At 60.8% G+C, this 17366-nt stretch carries 16 protein-coding genes; 8 read left to right on the top strand and 8 right to left on the bottom strand.

From position 1 onward, the window contains the following. Positions 1-2 precede the first annotated feature (2 nt). A complete protein-coding gene (locus LUN51_RS09755) occupies positions 3-1253 on the bottom strand; it encodes an efflux RND transporter periplasmic adaptor subunit (RefSeq protein WP_040244418.1) in 1251 nt (416 codons plus the stop codon). Positions 1254-1414: 161 nt separating this feature from the next. Here LUN51_RS09755 and LUN51_RS09750 point away from each other — a divergent pair, with 161 nt between their 5' ends. Then, on the top strand, positions 1415-2032 hold the full coding sequence (locus LUN51_RS09750) for a TetR family transcriptional regulator (RefSeq protein ID WP_075370176.1): 618 nt from the start codon (positions 1415-1417) through the stop codon (positions 2030-2032). A gap of 62 nt (positions 2033-2094) precedes the next feature. Next, positions 2095-3009 carry an alpha/beta fold hydrolase gene (locus LUN51_RS09745; RefSeq protein ID WP_277811099.1) on the top strand — a complete coding sequence of 305 codons (915 nt, stop codon included), beginning with the start codon at positions 2095-2097 and terminating at the stop codon, positions 3007-3009. Here LUN51_RS09745 and LUN51_RS09740 read toward each other — a convergent pair. The 3 genes from LUN51_RS09740 to LUN51_RS09730 all read right to left on the bottom strand — a co-directional run bounded on the left by LUN51_RS09740 (position 3006) and on the right by LUN51_RS09730 (position 6954). Beyond that, entirely contained in the window at positions 3006-3839 is an 834-nt protein-coding gene (locus LUN51_RS09740; RefSeq protein WP_277811098.1) for a fructosamine kinase family protein, read from the bottom strand. The genes LUN51_RS09745 and LUN51_RS09740 overlap by 4 nt on opposite strands. Before the next feature lie 74 nt (positions 3840-3913). After that, positions 3914-5743 carry a monovalent cation:proton antiporter-2 (CPA2) family protein gene (locus tag LUN51_RS09735; protein ID WP_277811097.1) on the bottom strand — a complete coding sequence of 610 codons (1830 nt, stop codon included), beginning with the start codon at positions 5741-5743 and terminating at the stop codon, positions 3914-3916. A 68-nt stretch (positions 5744-5811) separates the two neighbouring features. Continuing rightward, positions 5812-6954, bottom strand: coding sequence for a GNAT family N-acetyltransferase (locus LUN51_RS09730; RefSeq protein WP_277811096.1), 1143 nt, complete (start codon positions 6952-6954; stop codon positions 5812-5814). 77 nt (positions 6955-7031) lie between these two features. Here LUN51_RS09730 and LUN51_RS09725 point away from each other — a divergent pair, with 77 nt between their 5' ends. Beyond that, a complete protein-coding gene (locus LUN51_RS09725) occupies positions 7032-7328 on the top strand; it encodes a DUF4190 domain-containing protein (RefSeq protein ID WP_277811095.1) in 297 nt (98 codons plus the stop codon). A 102-nt stretch (positions 7329-7430) separates the two neighbouring features. Continuing rightward, positions 7431-8603 carry a nicotinate phosphoribosyltransferase gene (pncB, locus tag LUN51_RS09720; protein WP_277811094.1) on the top strand — a complete coding sequence of 391 codons (1173 nt, stop codon included), beginning with the start codon at positions 7431-7433 and terminating at the stop codon, positions 8601-8603. Positions 8604-8656: 53 nt separating this feature from the next. On the opposite strand, the gene LUN51_RS09715 is transcribed toward pncB, so the two are convergent. From LUN51_RS09715 to gap, 4 genes are all read right to left on the bottom strand, one after another. Beyond that, positions 8657-9463, bottom strand: a complete 807-nt coding sequence (locus LUN51_RS09715; RefSeq protein ID WP_277811093.1) for a dienelactone hydrolase family protein — start codon at positions 9461-9463, stop codon at positions 8657-8659. An 80-nt stretch (positions 9464-9543) separates the two neighbouring features. Next, positions 9544-10851, bottom strand: a complete 1308-nt coding sequence (locus LUN51_RS09710) for a sensor domain-containing diguanylate cyclase (RefSeq protein WP_277811092.1) — start codon at positions 10849-10851, stop codon at positions 9544-9546. Positions 10852-10926: 75 nt separating this feature from the next. After that, positions 10927-11214, bottom strand: coding sequence for a hypothetical protein (locus tag LUN51_RS09705; RefSeq protein WP_246894307.1), 288 nt, complete (start codon positions 11212-11214; stop codon positions 10927-10929). Between the two features lie 380 nt (positions 11215-11594). Continuing rightward, entirely contained in the window at positions 11595-12596 is a 1002-nt protein-coding gene (gene gap / locus LUN51_RS09700) for a type I glyceraldehyde-3-phosphate dehydrogenase (protein ID WP_277811091.1), read from the bottom strand. 165 nt (positions 12597-12761) lie between these two features. Between gap and edd the strand changes: the two genes are divergently transcribed. The 4 genes from edd to LUN51_RS09680 are packed head-to-tail and all read left to right on the top strand — an operon-like array spanning position 12762 to position 17337. After that, entirely contained in the window at positions 12762-14633 is a 1872-nt protein-coding gene (gene edd / locus LUN51_RS09695) for a phosphogluconate dehydratase (protein WP_246894308.1), read from the top strand. Then, positions 14634-15593, top strand: coding sequence for a glucokinase (glk, locus tag LUN51_RS09690; RefSeq protein ID WP_246894309.1), 960 nt, complete (start codon positions 14634-14636; stop codon positions 15591-15593). After that, entirely contained in the window at positions 15590-16465 is an 876-nt protein-coding gene (locus LUN51_RS09685; protein WP_040244448.1) for a D-hexose-6-phosphate mutarotase, read from the top strand. Before glk ends, LUN51_RS09685 begins: the two co-directional genes overlap by 4 nt. After that, a complete protein-coding gene (locus LUN51_RS09680) occupies positions 16462-17337 on the top strand; it encodes an aldo/keto reductase (RefSeq protein WP_277811090.1) in 876 nt (291 codons plus the stop codon). Before LUN51_RS09685 ends, LUN51_RS09680 begins: the two co-directional genes overlap by 4 nt. Positions 17338-17366: the final 29 nt, after the last annotated feature.

The following is a 17366-nucleotide window of genomic DNA, read 5'->3' as shown; positions in this document are numbered from 1 at the left end:
CGTCAGGCTCCACCTTCCTCGTTGGCATGGCCATCGCCATTGGATGCCCCTTTCTTCTCGGTCTGACTTCCTGATGCAGCCTCGCCTTTTTCGGCACCCGAGAGCGCTTCGGCATCGCCGTCGAACGGCTGAGGATCGATGCTCGCACCGGCGCTGATGTTGCCTGGGTCGCTGACCACGACGCGGTCTCCCGCCTTGATTCCGTCCGTAATGATCATCCACGGTCCCGCTGTATCGCCGAGCTGCACGGTCTGCGTGCGCACCTTGCCTTCTTCATTCAGCACATAGACTTGAGGGCCCATCAGCCCTTGCGTCACAGCAATCTCGGGCACGGCAAATACATCAAAACGCTTCACGCCATCCAGCTCGACACGCACGAATTGTCCCGGCATGAACATGCCATCGGGATTGTCGAAGAAGGCGTTGGCTTGCACGGTGCTGGTGCTTTCGCTGACACGCGAGCCCAAGAATTCCACATTCCCTTTGAGGGTCTGTCCCGGCAATGCCGGAATCTGCAGTTCGGCGGTAATCGCCTCCTTACCCTGTTGCTCGCGCTGACGGCGTAGTTCGAAGGCTTCTTCCTGAGGCAGTTGGAAACGCACCTCGAGAGGATTGAGCGGCGTAATCGTCGCCAACTCGGCGCCATCGTTGACGAGGTTGCCGAGATTCACCTCGCTCAGGCTGATCATGCCCGACACCGGCGCCTCGACATCGGTATAATCAAGATCGATACGCGCGCTATCCAGTGCCGCTTGCGCCTGGGCAACGCTGGCACGCGCCACCTTGAGGTCGGCCTGTGCCTGGTCGCGCTGCTGAACGCTGACGGAATTCTGCTTGAGCAGGCGCTCGTAGCGAGCAGCATTCGTCTGCGCCAGTTCCGCATCGGCCTGGGCACTCTGCAGATCCGCCTCGCGCTGGCGCACGGTGGCTTCATAGACCTCAGGCTCGATCGTGTAGAGGCTATCGCCCTTCTCGACCTGTTGGCCGGGGTCGAAATGCCGTTCTTCGAGCGTACCGCTGACACGAGCCACGACAGTCACTTCATTATCGCTACGCAGCATGGCAGGATAAGATTTGTCGAGCGATATGTCGCGCTTGGCCATTTCCATGACCTGAGCCTTTTTGGGCGGCGGAGAAGAAGCGTCGCTTGACTGCTGCTGGGCATCGTCATCGCTGCCGCAGCCCATCAACAGAACGCCCGCCAACGCCACGGCCCAAAGACCCCGGCGCTCATTCCCTGTCGTGGATACCATCGGTGTTTTACCTTGTTTGATCGAAATCAATGATGGCTAAGACTACACGCATACATACATGAATGTAAATGCCATTCACTTGGGGTATGATGGCTAAAAAAGTCTCGCCACTCGGTGCCCATTCCCCGCCGTCTGGCTGGATTCATCAACGAGATCACGCCATGCCCCGCAGAACCAAAGCCGAAGCCGAGGCCACGCGAGAAGCCTTGCTCGATGCAGCCGAAGACGTCTTCCTCGAAAAAGGCGTCTCACGCACTTCGCTGGAACATATCGCGCGTCATGCCGGCATGACGCGTGGCGCCGTGTATTGGCACTTCAAGAACAAAGCCGACCTGTTCCATGCCATGCTCGACCGGGTCAAGATGCCGCTCCAGCAGATCATCGACGACATCACCGCCGAGCAGCAGCCCCTGGGGCCGCTGGACACGCTGCGCCTTGCCACGCTGCATGCGTTCGAGATGCTGGAACGTCCACGCTCTTGCCGTGTCCACACCATCTTGATGCATCGCTGCGAATTCATCAGCGACATCAACCCGGTGGAGCTTCAAAACCGCCTGGCCGCGGATTGCCGCGAGGTCGTGCGACGCTGTTTTCAGCAAGCCCACGACGAGGGCCTGCTCATCGACGAGATCGCACCAGACGTCGCCACCCTGATGCTGCACTCGATGATCGGCGGTTTGGTACACGACTGGCTCCGAACTCCTGATAGTTTCTCGCTGCGCGAAAGCGGCGGCGAGGCGATCGACAGCCTGTTTTACCTCATCACCCGGCGCGCCTAAGGTTCTACTGCATTGCAGCATCACGTCTATACTGGTGACGTGTCGATATTCAGGACCATGCCGTGGATGAGCTTGTTCTGCTCCAGCACCGTGAGCTCGAGATCGCCGTGCGCGTCTGGCACCCCGAGGCCCCGCGGACACTAATAGCCTGGCATGGCTTGTCGCGGCATGGCGGCGACTTCGAGTTCCTGGCCCGACTACTTGGTCCCCGCTGGCGACTGATCGCCCCCGATACACCAGGACGCGGCCTTTCCAGTTGGTCGCTCTTTCCCGCCTACGATTATCTCTATGCACATTACATGCGTATTGCCCTCTCGGTCCTCGATCACTTCGAACTCACGAGCGTTCCGTGGCTGGGCACGTCGATGGGCGGTCTGCTGGGGCTACTCTTGGCCGCCGACGCGTCGCATGGCCACCGTGTAGCGGCTCTTATCCTCAATGATGTCGGCCCGACCGTAGAAGCGAAAGGCCTGCAACGCCTGGCGAATCACTTCATCTCGACGCAACGGTTCACGACCCTGCAGGCACTGGAGTCGGAAATCCGCAATCACTACCAGAGCTTCGGTATCGATAGCGAGGCGGTATGGCAAGGCCTGCTCTTGGGCAGTGCTCGGCGTTTACCCGATGGTAGCTGGAGCCACCATTTCGATCCTCGTATCGCCGAGCAATTCGTCCATGACACGCCACGCGACCTGTGGGCCGCCTGGAAAGTTCTGCGCTGCCCCTTGATGACGATACGCGGCATGCAATCCGACATCCTGTCGCACCAAACACTATCGGCCATGCGTTACCACCAACCCAGCACCCGTATCCTCGAAGTGCCCGGGTGCGGCCATGCCCCCATGCTCGACAAGGCTTCACAGAGCGCCCCGATCGCCGCGTTTCTCGACGCTCGTCGGGTACGTGAACGGTGTGCCCCGGCTACGCTTGGCAAGGCATGGTGGCAACGCCTGTGGCGCACATCCCGGCGACATTAAGTCGATTGCAAGCGCGCGATGGCCTGCTCGACACCCGTCCGGTAGGCACCACCGAATAGCAGCAAATGATTCAGTAGCGGGTATAGCTGGAACAACGTCTCGCGACGCTCCCAGTCCTCGGGGCGAGCGCCATCCCAGTAAGCCTCGAAGAACGCCTCGCCCGGCGCGCCGAACAGCGTCAGCATCGCCAGATCAACCTCGGGATAATGATAGTAGACAGCAGGGTCGATGATGGCCGGCCCTTCGGGCGTGGTAAGCACATTGCCAGACCACAGGTCGCCATGCACGAGGCTTGGTGGCACGTCCGGCAACCACGTATCGAGCCGGTCGGCGACATCGCCCAAAGCGTCCAGCAGCGTTGTGGGCAGCAAGCCGCGTTCGACACAGGCCGTGCCCAACGGCATTAGCCGGTGCTCGCGTTGAAACACGCGCCCATCATCACAGGGCGTGTTGCGCTGCGCCGTGGGCCCGCAACGGTTATCACTCGGCCACCCGTGACGCTCGCCGTGAACGGCGTGCAATCCGCGCAAGCCTTCGCCAAGCCGCGCTGCGTCGCGCTTGCCGCCCGATTCCAGTGCCTCCATGATCAACCATTCTCCTTCCTGAGCGATCACCGCCGGCACTTTCAACGCCGTATTCGCATAGCTCAGGGCACGCAGGCCCTCGGCTTCGGCTGCCAGGGCATCGGAGGCGTCGCGTTTGACCACCACCGCGCCCTGATCGGTTTCCAACCAGGCAACCTCGGCGATATCGCCGCCCGACAATGCCCGAGGCTCTCCCCGGGCGACCAGATGTTGCGATGCCAGCACAGCACGCAGCGACTCCTGCATATCGACCTCCCGTTAACTGCTTTCCTCCCTTGCGTCACGAACGCCTATCCCTCTCCGCGGCGTACGAAACGTATTCAGCGTTCCTCCGGCACGGACGTGTTAGCCATACTCGATGGCGGCGCGTCATCCGTCTCCTTGCTCCGACGCTGCTTCAACTCTTGCTGGAAAAGCGCCTGGAATTCAGCAATGGCTTCATGCTCGGTCTTTCTCAAGGTCTCCAAATCATGGCGGTGCACGTAGGACGTTGCCAACAATTGGTTATCGAAATCACGGAAGGTACGCACGGCTTCCAGTGCGTTGGAACCGGGGTAGCCAAGGCCCTTGAGCACCTCCACACTCATCTCCATACTTGAAGCGAACGTCTCTCGCACGACGCTATCGACACCGATTTCCATCAATTGCCAGGTATGATGACGATTACGCGCGCGAGCGAAGATTTTGATCTGCGGGTAGTGGTTACGCACCATCCTCGCGATGGTCAGTGCTGCTTCCTCGTCGTCGACGGCGATCACTAGCAACTTGGCTTGAGCAAGCCCCGCCGAGCGCAGGACATCCAGACGCGCGGCGTCGGCATAATAGATGCGCGAGCCGAAGCGGCGAATGAACTCCACCTGGGTGATATTGGGATCGAGCGCGGTAAAGCTGATGCCTTGCAACTTGAGCACGCGCGCCACCATCTGCCCGAAGCGCCCCAGTCCCGCGATCAGGACCGGCGGTGTCTCGTCGCCGAAGTCCTTGTCGTAGGGACGGCTCTCCCTCATCCGAACGGCTAGCCAGTTACCGCCTCGGTAAAGAAACGGCGTGAGCGCCATGCTCAGGGTCACTGCTGCAATGCACAGGCTGGCGATGCGTTGATCGAAAACGCCCGCACTGACCGCTGCGCTGAGCAACACGAAATCGAATTCACCGCCCTGGGCGATCACCGTCGCTAGGCGCGGGATCTCCTGACGCGGCAGGCGTGCCGCCATGCCCACCAGCGCAATGACGACCAGCTTGGCCGCCAATAGCGCCAAGGTGATGCCCAGCACCCACCATACCTCGTCGACAACGAGCGTCAGGTCGACCGACATGCCCACGGCGATGAAAAATAGCCCCAGCAGGATGCCCTTGAAGGGCTCGATGTTGGCTTCCAGCTCGTGCCGATAAACCGTATCCGCTAGCATGACGCCACCGAGGAAGGCCCCCAAAGCCATGGACAAGCCCGCCCACTCCATGACTAGTGCCATGGTCAGCACCATGAACAACGCCGCCGCAGTGAATACTTCATGCACACCGCTGCGCGCGATGAACGCCAGTACGCGCGGAAAAACCAAGCGTCCGAAGACAATCGCCGCCAGCACCATGCCCACGGCCTTGCCGATATCAAGCCACACCGCACTATCGTGGCCGCTCAGGTCGCCCGCGAATAATGGCAACAAAGCGAGTAACGGGATGACCGCCAGGTCCTGGAAGAGCAGGATGGAAAATGCCGTCTGGCCATGGGGTGTCGCCAGGCGATGCTGTTCATTGAGAAGCTGCAGAGCGAACGCCGTGGAAGACAGCGCCAGGATCAGCCCCAGCAGTATCGCGAGCTCCCATGTCAACCCCAATGCCAGCCCGATGGGAGTCAACAACATGCCACACACCAGCAGTTGCAGAAGCCCCAGACCGAACAACTGCTTGCGCATACCCCACAGGCGCGAAGGTTCCATCTCGAGCCCAATGAGGAACAACAACATCACCACGCCGAACTCGGAAAAATGCAGCACTTCCTCGGGTTCGGCGATGAATCCCAGCACGGACGGCCCTAGCAGCAGCCCCACCGCGAGATAACCCAGTATCGAGCCCAATCCCAGACGTTGAAACAGCGGCACGGCGATGATGGCCGCACCTAGCAGTACCGCTGCCTCATAGAAAAAGTTCATGTGCTAGCCTTCCTCATATAATCCTTCCATGGCTGCGCCACGGCACGCTTCCCAGCGATGGCTTCTACTCATTGTACGTGGCGAAACGGTAAGCGTTCGCGGCATGCCAAGCGATAGTGGCCCATGGCCTGGCGCTCCTCGACACAGAACTGCGCGACCGCCTCCCGAAATCCCGCATGTGGCAAGTAATGCAGCGAAGTGCTTAGCTCGGGCGAGAAGCCGCGAAGCAACTTGTGCTCACCCTGGGTACCGGGATCGAAGCGTTGCAGGCCCTGTTCCAAGCAGTATTCGATGCCTTGGTAATAACATGCTTCGAAGTGTAGGCAGTCGACAACGACTTCACTGCCCCAGTAGCGTCCATATAGCGTATCACCACCTCTCAGGTAGAGCGCCGCGGCGACCGGCGTATCGCCCTGGCGCACCTGCACCAGCATGAGCGCCTCAGCCATCGTCGCGCGCAATCGCGTGAAGAATGCTTCGCTGAGATAGGGCATCTGCCCGCGTTCGAGATAGGTAATGCGATAGCAGCGATAGAAGTGAGCCAACGCCGCGGCATCGATGTCGTCTCCGCTCAGTCGGTGCAGGCTCAACCCTTGTTCGGCGACCTTGCGGCGTTCACGGCGAATCTCCTTGCGCCGTTTCCCTACCATTGACGCCAGAAAGCCCTCGAAATCACCGTAGTTGGCATCGCACCACTCGAAACGCACCGCCTCACGCCGTAGTAAGGCCGGCCACTGTGCTTGCCACTGCGTAACTTCGTGGTCATCGGCAAACAGCAAATGCCAACTCGAAAAGTCGTCGCCGCGCTCCTCGAACAAAGCCGCCACCGCTTGTATCGCCTGGGCGGACGAGATATCGGATGCTACCGCCAGGCGCGGCCCGACAGCAGGCGTGAAGGGGATGGCGCTCAGCCGCTTGGGGTAATACCGCCCACCGGCACGCTCCCAGGCGTCCGCCCAGCTCCAGTCGAAGACGTACTCGCCGAAAGAGTGCGTCTTGAGATAGTGCGGTAACACGCCCACCAAGCGTCCGTCCTGCCACAGCGAAAGATGACGCGGCGCCCAGCCACTCTCGGCGTCCACACAGCCGGTGCTTTCCAAGGCATCTAGAAACTCGTGCCGCAGGAAGGGATAGCGCCTACCCACCAATGCGTTCCATGTTTCGAGCGGGACCTCGGCAACGCGCGTCAGTTCCCGTATCGTCAAGCCCATCGCCACGCCTCCCGAAGCGGATTCCCGAACATCACGGCTCATGCTAGGGTGAGGCCAACCCATCTCTGGAGCAAGCGATGTCCCGCGTCACGCCCGAGCCCTCCCCGCCGCCTCCGACACCACAGCTCAACAGCATGGCACTGGTCGCTTTTGCGCTCAGCGTGCTGGGCATTTTCGTGCTACCTAGCGCGCTGGGCGGCATCGTCTGCGGTCATTTAGCACGTCGACAGATCCGTCGCACGGGCGAACAGGGCGACGCCTGGGCCCTGGCGGCTCTTATCCTCGGCTATTTGTTACTCCTGCTGTCGATCGCAGGTTTGTTATTGTTCGGTGGCTTCATGATCACCATGTTCGGTGTCATGGCCTTCATGTAAGCACTTCACAAGCCGGCGCTCAGCCCGGCGGTGGTGGTGCCTATCGTATAGCTGCGCTAAGCTGGCGTCCCCGTTTCGGAACCTCGCCGTATAGGATGCACGATGCTGGATTCGCTCCTCGACAACGACTTTTACAAGTTCACCATGCAAAGCGCGGTCATCAAGCGCTTTCCTTATGCGCGAGCTCGCTATGCGTTCATCAACCGGGGCGACCACACCTTCCCCCCCGGCTTTGCCGAGCGACTACGCGAGGCAGTGGACGCCATGGCGAATCTGTCGCTGACCCTCGAGGAAAAGCGTTACCTGGAGCGCACCTGCCCCTATCTCGACCCGACTTATCTCGACTTCCTCTCGGGGTTTCATTACAACCCAGAGGAGGTCGAAATCGTCCAGGAGGGCGGACACTTCACGTTGCAAATCGAAGGGCTCTGGTATCGCACCATCCTCTGGGAAGTACCACTGATGGCGCTGATCAGCGAGATCTGGTACCAAATGGGCGACGGTCAGCGAGACTCGGATGCTCTCATCGATACCCGCACCCGCGACAAGATCGAGCACTACAAGCGCCTGGGCCTCAAGATCGCCGAGTTCGGCACCCGTCGGCGCTATTCCTATAGCGTCCACGACCGCGTCGTGGCTTCACTGTGCCACCACGGTGGTGATACCTTTTCCGGATCGAGCAACGTGCACCTGGCCATGCGGCATGGCGTCAAGCCGATCGGCACACATGCCCATGAGTGGTTCATGTTTCACGGCGCGCGCTTTGGCTTCAAGATGGCCAACAGCCTGGCCCTGGAGCATTGGGTCGATGTCTATCGCGGCGACCTGGGCATCGCGCTTACCGACACCTTTACCTCTGCCACCTTCTTCGACAGCTTCGACAAGAAGTTCGCCAAACTCTTCGATGGCGTGCGTCACGATAGCGGCGACCCACTTGAATTCGCGGCCGCCACCATCGCGCATTACGAACGCATGGGCATCGACCCGCGTACCAAGACCATCATCTTTTCCGATGCCTTGACCCCCGAGCGCGTGGAACGCATTGACAACTTCTGTCGTGGACGCATCACTACCGCGTTCGGCATCGGCACCAACTTCACCAACGATGTCGGCGTTACACCAATGAACATGGTCATCAAGATGACCGAGGCACGCCCAGAAGGGCAACATTGGACCCCGGTAATCAAGCTCTCCGACGTTCCCGACAAAAACACCGGCGACGCCGACATGATCGAGCTCGCCAAGCGTGTTCTGGCCCTCTCCCGGCGCGCCTGATTCACCACCAGTGGCAAATCTGGCGGCACGACACGGCACCGCCAGATTGCATATCAGTCCTGGTTGAGGGCGCGATCCAACGCTACCAGGGCCGATTGCCAAGAGGCCGCGTCGGCGGCGGCATCATAGCCCAACGGCAGATCGAACTTGTCAGCCTGGGCGTCGGACCCCGGGTTGCTGAAACCATGCTTGGCTCCCGGGTATTGCACTACGCGCACATCGGCGCCCTGATCGCTTAGCGTCTGTGCCATCGACTCCAGCGCATCCGGCTCGACCAGGCCGTCGGCCTCGCCATTGTGAATCTGCACGATGCCATCGAAGGGCTGCGGATCGGAGACCGCTTGAGTAGGGCTGCCATGGAAGCTGATCGCCGCCTCGATGGGCATGCCCGCCAGCGCCATGTTCATCACCACGCCGCCGCCGAAGCAATATCCCAACGCCGCCATGCGATCGCCACGCACGTAGGGCTGTTCCCGCAGCTTGGCCATGGCCGCTTCGAGGCTCGCGCGCGCCGTGGGCCAATCGCTCATCACTCGCTTGGAAAACGCCTGCGCATCGTTGGGATGTTCGGCGGTCTCGCCCTTACCGTACATATCGACCGCCAGGGCGACGAAGCCCAGCGCCGCCAACTGATCGGCCCGTGATTTGGCGTAATCGTTGAGGCCCCACCATTCGTGCACCAACAACACCGCCGGACGCGGTTTCTCATCGTTGACGTTACGTGCCAGATACCCTTGATACGTCTCGCCGCCAGTGGAGTATTCAAACGTCTCGCCGATGACCTTTGGACCCTCCACGGTCTCCGCCCAGGCGCCGAGGCTCAGCATGCTCAGCAAACAGGCCAGCAGAATTCGCATCATTTTCTTCTCCTTGATTACTACGCCGTGTTCGGCTAACGCTCGGCGATATGGCATACGATGGGGGTAATTGCATAACGTGTTCATACGGGTTGCGGCGGCGCCTGATGCACGCGGTTACGGCCGTTGTGCTTGGCAGCATAGAGCCCCATGTCGGCGCGGTGTAGCAGCGACTCCACCCCCTCGCGGGATTGGCGTTCCGCCACACCGAAACTTACTGAGAAACTCAGCCATTCGCCATGAAATTCGACCCGTACGCTTTCGAATTTCTTGCGCAGCCGTTCGGCCAGCAACGCCGCATCGTTCAGCGATTGACCTGCCAGCATCAACGAGAATTCTTCCCCGCCGATGCGTCCGAACACATCGTGATCACGCAACGCAGTGCGGCATATCTCACCCACACAAGCCAGCACCAGGTCACCGGCCGCATGTCCCCAAGTGTCGTTGATCGTCTTGAAATGGTCGATGTCGAAAATCACCAAGGACACACGCTGAGACACATGATCGGCGGCTTCCAGACCGCTACGCAAGCAGCTCAAGTAGGCGCCACGATTGAGCGCCCCGGTGAGGCTATCAGTTGTCGAAAGCTCATGCAGACGATGCTCGCGATGCTTGCGGTCGGTAATATCGCGGGCCACCGCAAGGATCCATTCGTAGCGTTCACTGGCAGGGTTCAAATAGGGCGAGCAGCAGGTTTCCAGCCACACATAATGACCTAGCCGGTGACGCATGCGCAGCTCCATGCGCAGCGGCTCGCCATGACGCGAGGCATCGTGAATCAGGCGCTGCACGCGCGGCGCGTCGTCCGGCGGCAACAATTCCAACAGTCCACGATCATGCAAGGTGTCGGGACGATGTCCGAGCAGGCCACGTATCGACGGCGACGCGAAGCGGCATTCCCCATCAGCGTCCATCAACAAAATGGCATCGCTGATATTTTCGACGATAAAACGATAACGACGCTCGCTGTCTGCCAGTGTCTCAAGCGCCATCTGCGTCTCGCTGATATCGGTCAGGGAGCCGATCAACTCGATCACATCGCCAGTGGCGTCACGTTGCACCACGATATCGTCTTGCATGTGGCGGACATGCCCCTCGACGCACGCAACGCGGTAATACAGGCGAATACGCGACTCGCCCGCTGCCAGCCCCGCAAACAGCCGCGCCTCCGCTTCCTCGGCATCGCGCACATGCTCGAGCCACAAAGTAGGGGTAGCCTGGAGCTGCACCCGCGTGGCACCGATCAGTGCCGCGAGGTTATAGCTAACGTAGTGTAGATCGCTACGCCACCAGCCGGGACCGGTCGCATATAGGATGGCGGGAGAGCCCTCCAGCAATACATCGCAATCGCTAGGAAGCGTGGAAAAACCCTTCGCGGCCGGTATATCCATAATGAGTCATCGCCCCACTTCACAGGCTTCGTGACGAATTCGCACGACCGCTGACTCAGCGAAGGCACAAGCGGGCTACCGCACCCCAGTGCGCCGCTGCGGCGGCGAGACCGATGAAGCCTCCGGCTCGGCTTGCTCAACGGGTCGGCGATCATGCGTTTCGAGATAGGCCGACACCAGGGTGCGCAGCTCTTCAATGCTCAGCGCCACACGCTCGCAACGGGACTGTCCCGACCAAGCGACGTAGACGGCAGGCGTGTCGCGCGATTGGTCGACACCGGTGATCTTTCCTTGGCGATTGCGGTGTCCGTCGCGCAGCATGACACCGACCAGCCGATGAGCCTGTTGCACAAAATCGCGCATGATGCCCGTTCCGTTGATGAGAAATGATGCATGCCTTTTGCAGTCTATCACAGGAAGGGGTTAAACCCGACCATGACGTGATGATGGACCCACTATGGCACTTTCGTCATTCTCTACAGGACAGGAGCTTAGGCATCGTCACGACAGTTGCAATACGCCAATGGCAATGCGGTGCTGCCTTACCTTGAACATCGGCCGGGGGGTGTCGGATCTTGAGTGTCCCGGCAGAAAAAAGGCGCCCTGAGGCGCCTGATTTCCCGAGCACCTGACGGTACCCGCTGGGGAGCGAGAGCGAACGGACAACGATCGAGCGGAGCCGTGAGTGCGCGAGACGTGTATCCGGACGCTCCCACACGGGGTGGTTACGTCACTGACGAGCCTTACTTGGCCGCGTGCATTGCCAGCGCCGTATCCAGCATACGGTTGGAGAAACCCCATTCATTGTCGTACCACGCCATCACCTTGACTAGGCGGCCGTTGACGCGCGTGTGGTTCGCATCGAAGGTGGACGAGTTCGCATCGTGGTTGAAGTCGATCGACACCAGTGGCTGGGCATTGGAGGCCAGCACCGGAGAATTCTCGGCCGCCTTCTCGACGATGGCGTTGATTTCTTCCTGGGTGGTTTCACGGCCGGCAGTAAAAGTGAGATCGACCAGCGACACGTTGATGACCGGCACGCGGACCGCCAAACCATCGAACTTACCTTCGAGTTCGGGCAATACTCGACCCACCGCCGCCGCGGCGCCCGTCTTGGTAGGAATCATCGACTGGGTCGCGCTACGCGCCCGGTAAGGATCCTTATGATAAACGTCGGATAGGTTCTGGTCGTTGGTGTAGGCATGAACCGTCGTCATCAAGCCGTTCTCGATGCCCACCGCGTCGTTGAGCGCCTTGGCAACCGGCGCCAGGCAATTGGTGGTGCAAGAGGCGTTGGAAACCACCCGATGCTCGCTGGTCAACACATCCTCATTGACGCCGAACACCACCATGGCATCGGCATCGCCGCTGGGCGCAGAGATCAGCACACGCTCGGCGCCGGCTTCGAGGTGCTTGGCGGCGGCATCACGCTTGGTAAAGAGCCCAGTGCACTCCATGACCAGGTCGACATTCAGCGATGTCCAGGGCAAGGCGGCCGGGTCACGCTCGGAAAGTATGCGGATGCGGTCGCCATCGACGTTCAACGACTCGTCGTCGTGTCCCACCTCAAACATGAAGTGCCCATGCACGCTATCATGCTTGAGTAGATGGGCGTTGAGCGACGGATCACCCAGGTCGTTGATGGCCACGACCTCGACGCGGTCGCGATAACCGTTTTCATAGAGAGCCCGCAGGACGTTACGACCGATACGCCCAAACCCGTTGATTGCAATACGCAGTGTCATAATGGCTTCCTCCTTTGATTGGCGTGACCCCAAAGATACGATAAGTATCTTTTGGAAGAATACTACAGCTATCCCCTTAATTTGGGCAAAAGACGCACGACCATCAAGGTATTTTTTGCTAAATTTACTTACATGACCACCCAACGCACTTGATGAGGTCCTGACATGCCACTGAATCAGACCGTTGCCGACGTTACTCGCCGCATCGAAGAACGCTCCAAGGAACGCCGAGCGCTTTACGAAAAGCGTATGCACGATCAGTACAAGCGCGGAGTCCACCGCAGCGACCTCAGTTGCGGTAATCTTGCCCATGGCGTCGCCTCTTGCGGCAGCCAGGACAAGAATCAGCTCAAGCTGATGAACTCCGCCAACCTGGGCATCATATCGGCCTACAACGACATGCTGTCGGCGCACCAGCCCCTGGAAACCTTTCCCGCCACCATCAAGGACGCCGCTCGACAAATGGGCTCGACCGCCCAGTTCGCCGGTGGCGTCCCCGCCATGTGCGACGGCGTTACCCAAGGCCAGCCTGGCATGGAGCTGTCACTGTTCTCACGCGATGTCATCGCCATGGCTACAGCTGTAGGCCTGTCGCATAACATGTTCGATGGCGCCCTCTACCTCGGGGTATGTGACAAGATCGTCCCGGGGCTGTTCATTGCAGCGGCGCGCTTCGGCCACCTGCCGGCCACTTTCGTGCCCGCGGGCCCAATGCCCAGCGGCCTGCCCAACAAGGAAAAAGCCCGCGTCCGTCAGCTGTTTGCCGAGGGCAAAGCCACGCGTGAAGACCTGTTGGAAGCCGAGTCGCAGTCCTATCACAGCCCCGGCACCTGCACCTTTTACGGTACCGCCAACTCCAATCAGTTGATGATGGAGATGATGGGTCTGCACCTGCCGGGCACATCGTTCGTCAATCCCGGTACCGAGATGCGCGAGGCACTCACCCAGTTCGCCACCCAACAGACGATTCGCAACACCGAGCCGGGTGGCGATTATCGGCCTTTCTACAAGCAGATCGACGCCCGTGCCATCGTCAATGCCATCGTCGGCCTGCTCGCCTCGGGCGGCTCCACCAACCATACCCTGCACCTGGTGGCCATGGCCGCTGCTGCGGGGCTGACCTTGACCTGGGACGACTTCACCGACCTTTCCGCGGTGACACCGAGCCTGATGCACGTCTATCCCAACGGCCAGGCAGACATCAACCACTTCCAAGCCGCAGGCGGCATGAGCCTCCTGTTCCGTGAACTGCTCAAGGCCGGGCTCATCCACAGCGACATCCCGACCGCGTTCGGTACCGACATGACGGCCTACACCAAAGAGCCCTTCCTTGAAGACGGCGAACTGATCTGGCGTGAAGGCCCCGAGCAAAGCCTCGACGAGGACGTCCTGCGTCCGGTATCGAACCCCTTCTCCCCGACCGGTGGGCTGACGGTGCTCGACGGCAACCTGGGACGCGGCGTAATCAAGATCTCCGCCGTGAAGCAAGAAAATCGCCTGGTTGAGGCGCCCATCCGGATTTTCGAGGATCAAAACGATCTCCAGGGCGCCTTCGAAGCTGGCGAACTGGACCGCGACGTCATCGCCGTCGTCCGCTTTCAGGGCCCCCAGGCTAACGGCATGCCCGAGCTGCATAAGCTCACGCCCTATCTTGGTGTCCTGCAGGACCGCGGCTATAAGGTCGCGCTGGTGACCGACGGCCGCATGTCCGGCGCCTCCGGCAAGGTCCCCGCGGCGATCCACATGACACCCGAGGCCCTCGACGGTGGCCCGTTGGGCAAGCTTCGCGACGGCGATGTCGTGCGCCTCGATGCCGACAACGGCAGCCTGGAAGTAAAACTCGACGCACAGACCTGGGCGCAACGCGAGCAGGCTGTCGGCGATCTCGACCACTACCATGTAGGGCTGGGGCGCGAACTGTTCGGCGGCTTCCGTCAGCTCGCCATGCGCGGCGAGGAAGGCTGCAGCGTGCTGGGCGGCTTCGAGGCCGACGACCTAGCTCGCCAAGGAGCGCACATTCAAGGCGAGGATGCTTGAATGAGCCGACCTGCCTTGATTGGCGACATCGGCGGCACCAATGCCCGCTTCGCCTTGGTGACGCCGGGAGAGTTCGATCTTCAGGCCATTCGAACGCTTCCTTGTGCGCATTATCCAACACTCTCCGAAGCGATTCGCGCCTACCTCGACGAGGTGGGTGCGGAAGTACCCCGCGAAGCCTGCCTCGCCTTCGCCTGCCCCGTACACAACGATGAAGTCCGCATGACCAACAACGCCTGGTGCTTCTCCAAGCGCCAAGTAGCCCAGGAGTTCGGCTTCGAGCTGTTCAAGGTCATCAACGACTTCACCGCACAAGCTCTCGGTGTGCCTCACGTAGATGCCAAGGATTTGGTACCGCTAGGAGCCGGCGAGGCCGCGCCGGGCAGCGCCAGGTTGATCTTCGGCCCCGGCACCGGCCTGGGCATGGCGGGCCTCTTTCCCGGTCAGCACGACTGGATCCCCCTTCCCACCGAGGGTGGGCACGTGTCCTTCGCGCCCACCGATGCGCATGAACGCGAGCTGCTGGCGTACTTTCACCAGCACTACGGGCGCGTCTCGGTGGAGCGTATCCTCTGTGGTCAAGGCTTGCTGGATCTTTATCGCGCGAATGCGCATCTAGCCAAGCAGATTGCCCACTACAACACGCCCGCCGAGGTGACTGGTGCGGCACGCGCTGGCGACCCACTCGCGCGTCAGTCTCTCGAGCGCTTCCTCAAGATTCTCGGCGATGTCAGCGGCGATGCCGCCCTGATGCTTGGCGCGCGCGGCGGGGTCTATTTGTGCGGTGGCATTCTGCCGCGACTGCTCGATTGGCTACCGCATAGCCACTTCCGTGACGCCTTCACCGACAAAGGCCGCATGCACGCGTACACTGCTCACATTCCCGTGTGGGTGGTCACGGCACCTTGGAATGGGCTGCTGGGTGCCTGCGAAGCGTTACATAACGAGGAGGTGGCATGATTCCCGATTCTCTGCGTCAGTTGCTCGACGCGACAAAAGGGCAGCGCGAAGCCGAATGGCAAGGCCGTCGCGTGCTGTTGTTCAATGCCGACTGGGGCGAGTTGGCGGTCTCTCTTCAAGGCGCCCAGGTGCTGCATTATTTACCTTTTGCGCCCGGCACGGAGGATGGCTGGCTATGGGTAACACCCACACCACAAGCCTTGCCGGGTACGATACGCGGCGGTATCCCGGTGTGCTGGCCGTGGTTTGCCGATGAATCCCCCGACGGCCGCGGCCCCATGCACGGTACTGCCCGTCAGGCCGAGTGGCGATTGGACGGAATCGACGAAGAGGACGAAGGCGTAGAGGTGCACCTGTCGCCGACAACGCGTCTTGACGAGCAACTCACGCCCCGCGTAATGATCCACGCCAGCGCCCGGCGCCTGCATGTCGAGCTGATTACCGAACACCGCGGTGAAACGCCAGTCAAACTGACCGCAGCATTGCATAGCTACCTGAGTGTTGCGCATGCGCACCAATGCCGTGTCGAGGGCCTCGCCGGGGCGCGCTACCTGGACAAGCGCCAGGACTTTTCCGAAGCGCACCAACAAGGCGAGCTCGGCGTGCGCGGCCCATTGGATCGTATCTACGAATCCAACCGTCCACTCGTGCTCGATGATGGCGTACGCCGCCTCCAGATCGCCAAGCAAGGCAGCGACTCCACGGTAGTTTGGCATCCCGACACCGACTTGCCCAGCGACACACCCACCGACGTCGGTTACCGTTTCCTGTGCATCGAAGCGGCCTGTACACGCATTGACCCCGTGTGGCTTGTGCCTGGCGCCCAGCATCTACTGGCCACCACCCTGACCCGAGAGGATCTTGCGCAATGAGTGATGAGCTGACTTTCGATGTCCCGTTCGTGCTAGGCATGATGCGCCTTCACGAGCGTCCCGAGCTAGCCGGCGCCACGCGCTTGGCCGACTGGATCGAAGCACGTCTCGATGAAGGACTCGACTGGTTCGATCACGCCGATATCTACGGCAATCGCGAGTGTGAACAACTGTTCGGCGAGGCCTTGGCACGGCGTCCGGCGCTCAAGGCCCGCGTCAAGGTGATCACCAAAACCGATATCGTGTTGCCCGCCCGCGACACGTCACGCTTCGGCGTCAAACATTACGATACCTCCCCCGATTACCTGAATGCGCGGATCGACGCATCGTTGGAGCAGCTTGGCGTCGAGCGCCTCGATCACTTCCTGCTACACCGCCCCGACCCGCTACTCGATGCCCCCGCCACTGCAGCCGCGCTGGATGCCGCCATCGATGCCGGCAAGATCGGCGCGGTGGGTGTTTCCAACTTCCTGCCCGAGCAGTGGCGGCGCCTGCAGGCCGTCATGCGCCACCCGCTCGGTGCGCATCAGTTTGAGCTGTCGCTGGCACGTCCGGAAGTGCTTTTCGATGGGTTCTATGATGCCGTGATCGCCGATAACCTCGCGCCCATGGCCTGGTCGCCGCTCGGTGGAGGTTTGGTCTTCGAGGATGTCCTGGGCAGCGCGCTGGAGCATTTCGCCGAAGAGTTCGAGTCGAGCACTGCCGGATTGGCATTGGCTTGGCTACGACGTCTGCCAGGGCACCCCGCACCAGTCATCGGCACCCTCAAGGAAAGTCGTATTCAAGCTTTGCACCGCGACAGTAACCTGATGCTCGACCGTGCCACCTGGTTCGCACTGCTCGAAGAGGCTCGCAGTCACCGTGTGGCCTAGACAGTGACTCGCATGCGGCTTTCGTCGAA

This window comes from Chromohalobacter canadensis (genome assembly GCF_029544075.1).
Taxonomy (GTDB): domain Bacteria; phylum Pseudomonadota; class Gammaproteobacteria; order Pseudomonadales; family Halomonadaceae; genus Chromohalobacter; species Chromohalobacter canadensis_A.
Note: the sequence above shows the minus strand (reverse complement) of the source record. Positions and strands in the feature narration are given on the sequence as shown.

What these genes read in the sequence shown, in the direction of transcription:
- LUN51_RS09725 (WP_277811095.1), top strand. Translation starts at nt 7,032, where the DNA reads ATGTCCCGCGTCACGCCCGAGCCCTCCCCGCCGCCTCCGACACCACAG.
- LUN51_RS09730 (WP_277811096.1), bottom strand. Translation starts at nt 6,954, where the DNA reads ATGGGCTTGACGATACGGGAACTGACGCGCGTTGCCGAGGTCCCGCTC.
- edd (WP_246894308.1), top strand. Translation starts at nt 12,762, where the DNA reads ATGCCACTGAATCAGACCGTTGCCGACGTTACTCGCCGCATCGAAGAA.
- LUN51_RS09715 (WP_277811093.1), bottom strand. Translation starts at nt 9,463, where the DNA reads ATGATGCGAATTCTGCTGGCCTGTTTGCTGAGCATGCTGAGCCTCGGC.
- LUN51_RS09680 (WP_277811090.1), top strand. Translation starts at nt 16,462, where the DNA reads ATGAGTGATGAGCTGACTTTCGATGTCCCGTTCGTGCTAGGCATGATG.
- LUN51_RS09735 (WP_277811097.1), bottom strand. Translation starts at nt 5,743, where the DNA reads ATGAACTTTTTCTATGAGGCAGCGGTACTGCTAGGTGCGGCCATCATC.
- gap (WP_277811091.1), bottom strand. Translation starts at nt 12,596, where the DNA reads ATGACACTGCGTATTGCAATCAACGGGTTTGGGCGTATCGGTCGTAAC.
- pncB (WP_277811094.1), top strand. Translation starts at nt 7,431, where the DNA reads ATGCTGGATTCGCTCCTCGACAACGACTTTTACAAGTTCACCATGCAA.
- LUN51_RS09705 (WP_246894307.1), bottom strand. Translation starts at nt 11,214, where the DNA reads ATGCGCGATTTTGTGCAACAGGCTCATCGGCTGGTCGGTGTCATGCTG.
- LUN51_RS09750 (WP_075370176.1), top strand. Translation starts at nt 1,415, where the DNA reads ATGCCCCGCAGAACCAAAGCCGAAGCCGAGGCCACGCGAGAAGCCTTG.
- LUN51_RS09685 (WP_040244448.1), top strand. Translation starts at nt 15,590, where the DNA reads ATGATTCCCGATTCTCTGCGTCAGTTGCTCGACGCGACAAAAGGGCAG.
- LUN51_RS09710 (WP_277811092.1), bottom strand. Translation starts at nt 10,851, where the DNA reads ATGGATATACCGGCCGCGAAGGGTTTTTCCACGCTTCCTAGCGATTGC.
- LUN51_RS09740 (WP_277811098.1), bottom strand. Translation starts at nt 3,839, where the DNA reads ATGCAGGAGTCGCTGCGTGCTGTGCTGGCATCGCAACATCTGGTCGCC.
- glk (WP_246894309.1), top strand. Translation starts at nt 14,634, where the DNA reads ATGAGCCGACCTGCCTTGATTGGCGACATCGGCGGCACCAATGCCCGC.
- LUN51_RS09755 (WP_040244418.1), bottom strand. Translation starts at nt 1,253, where the DNA reads ATGGTATCCACGACAGGGAATGAGCGCCGGGGTCTTTGGGCCGTGGCG.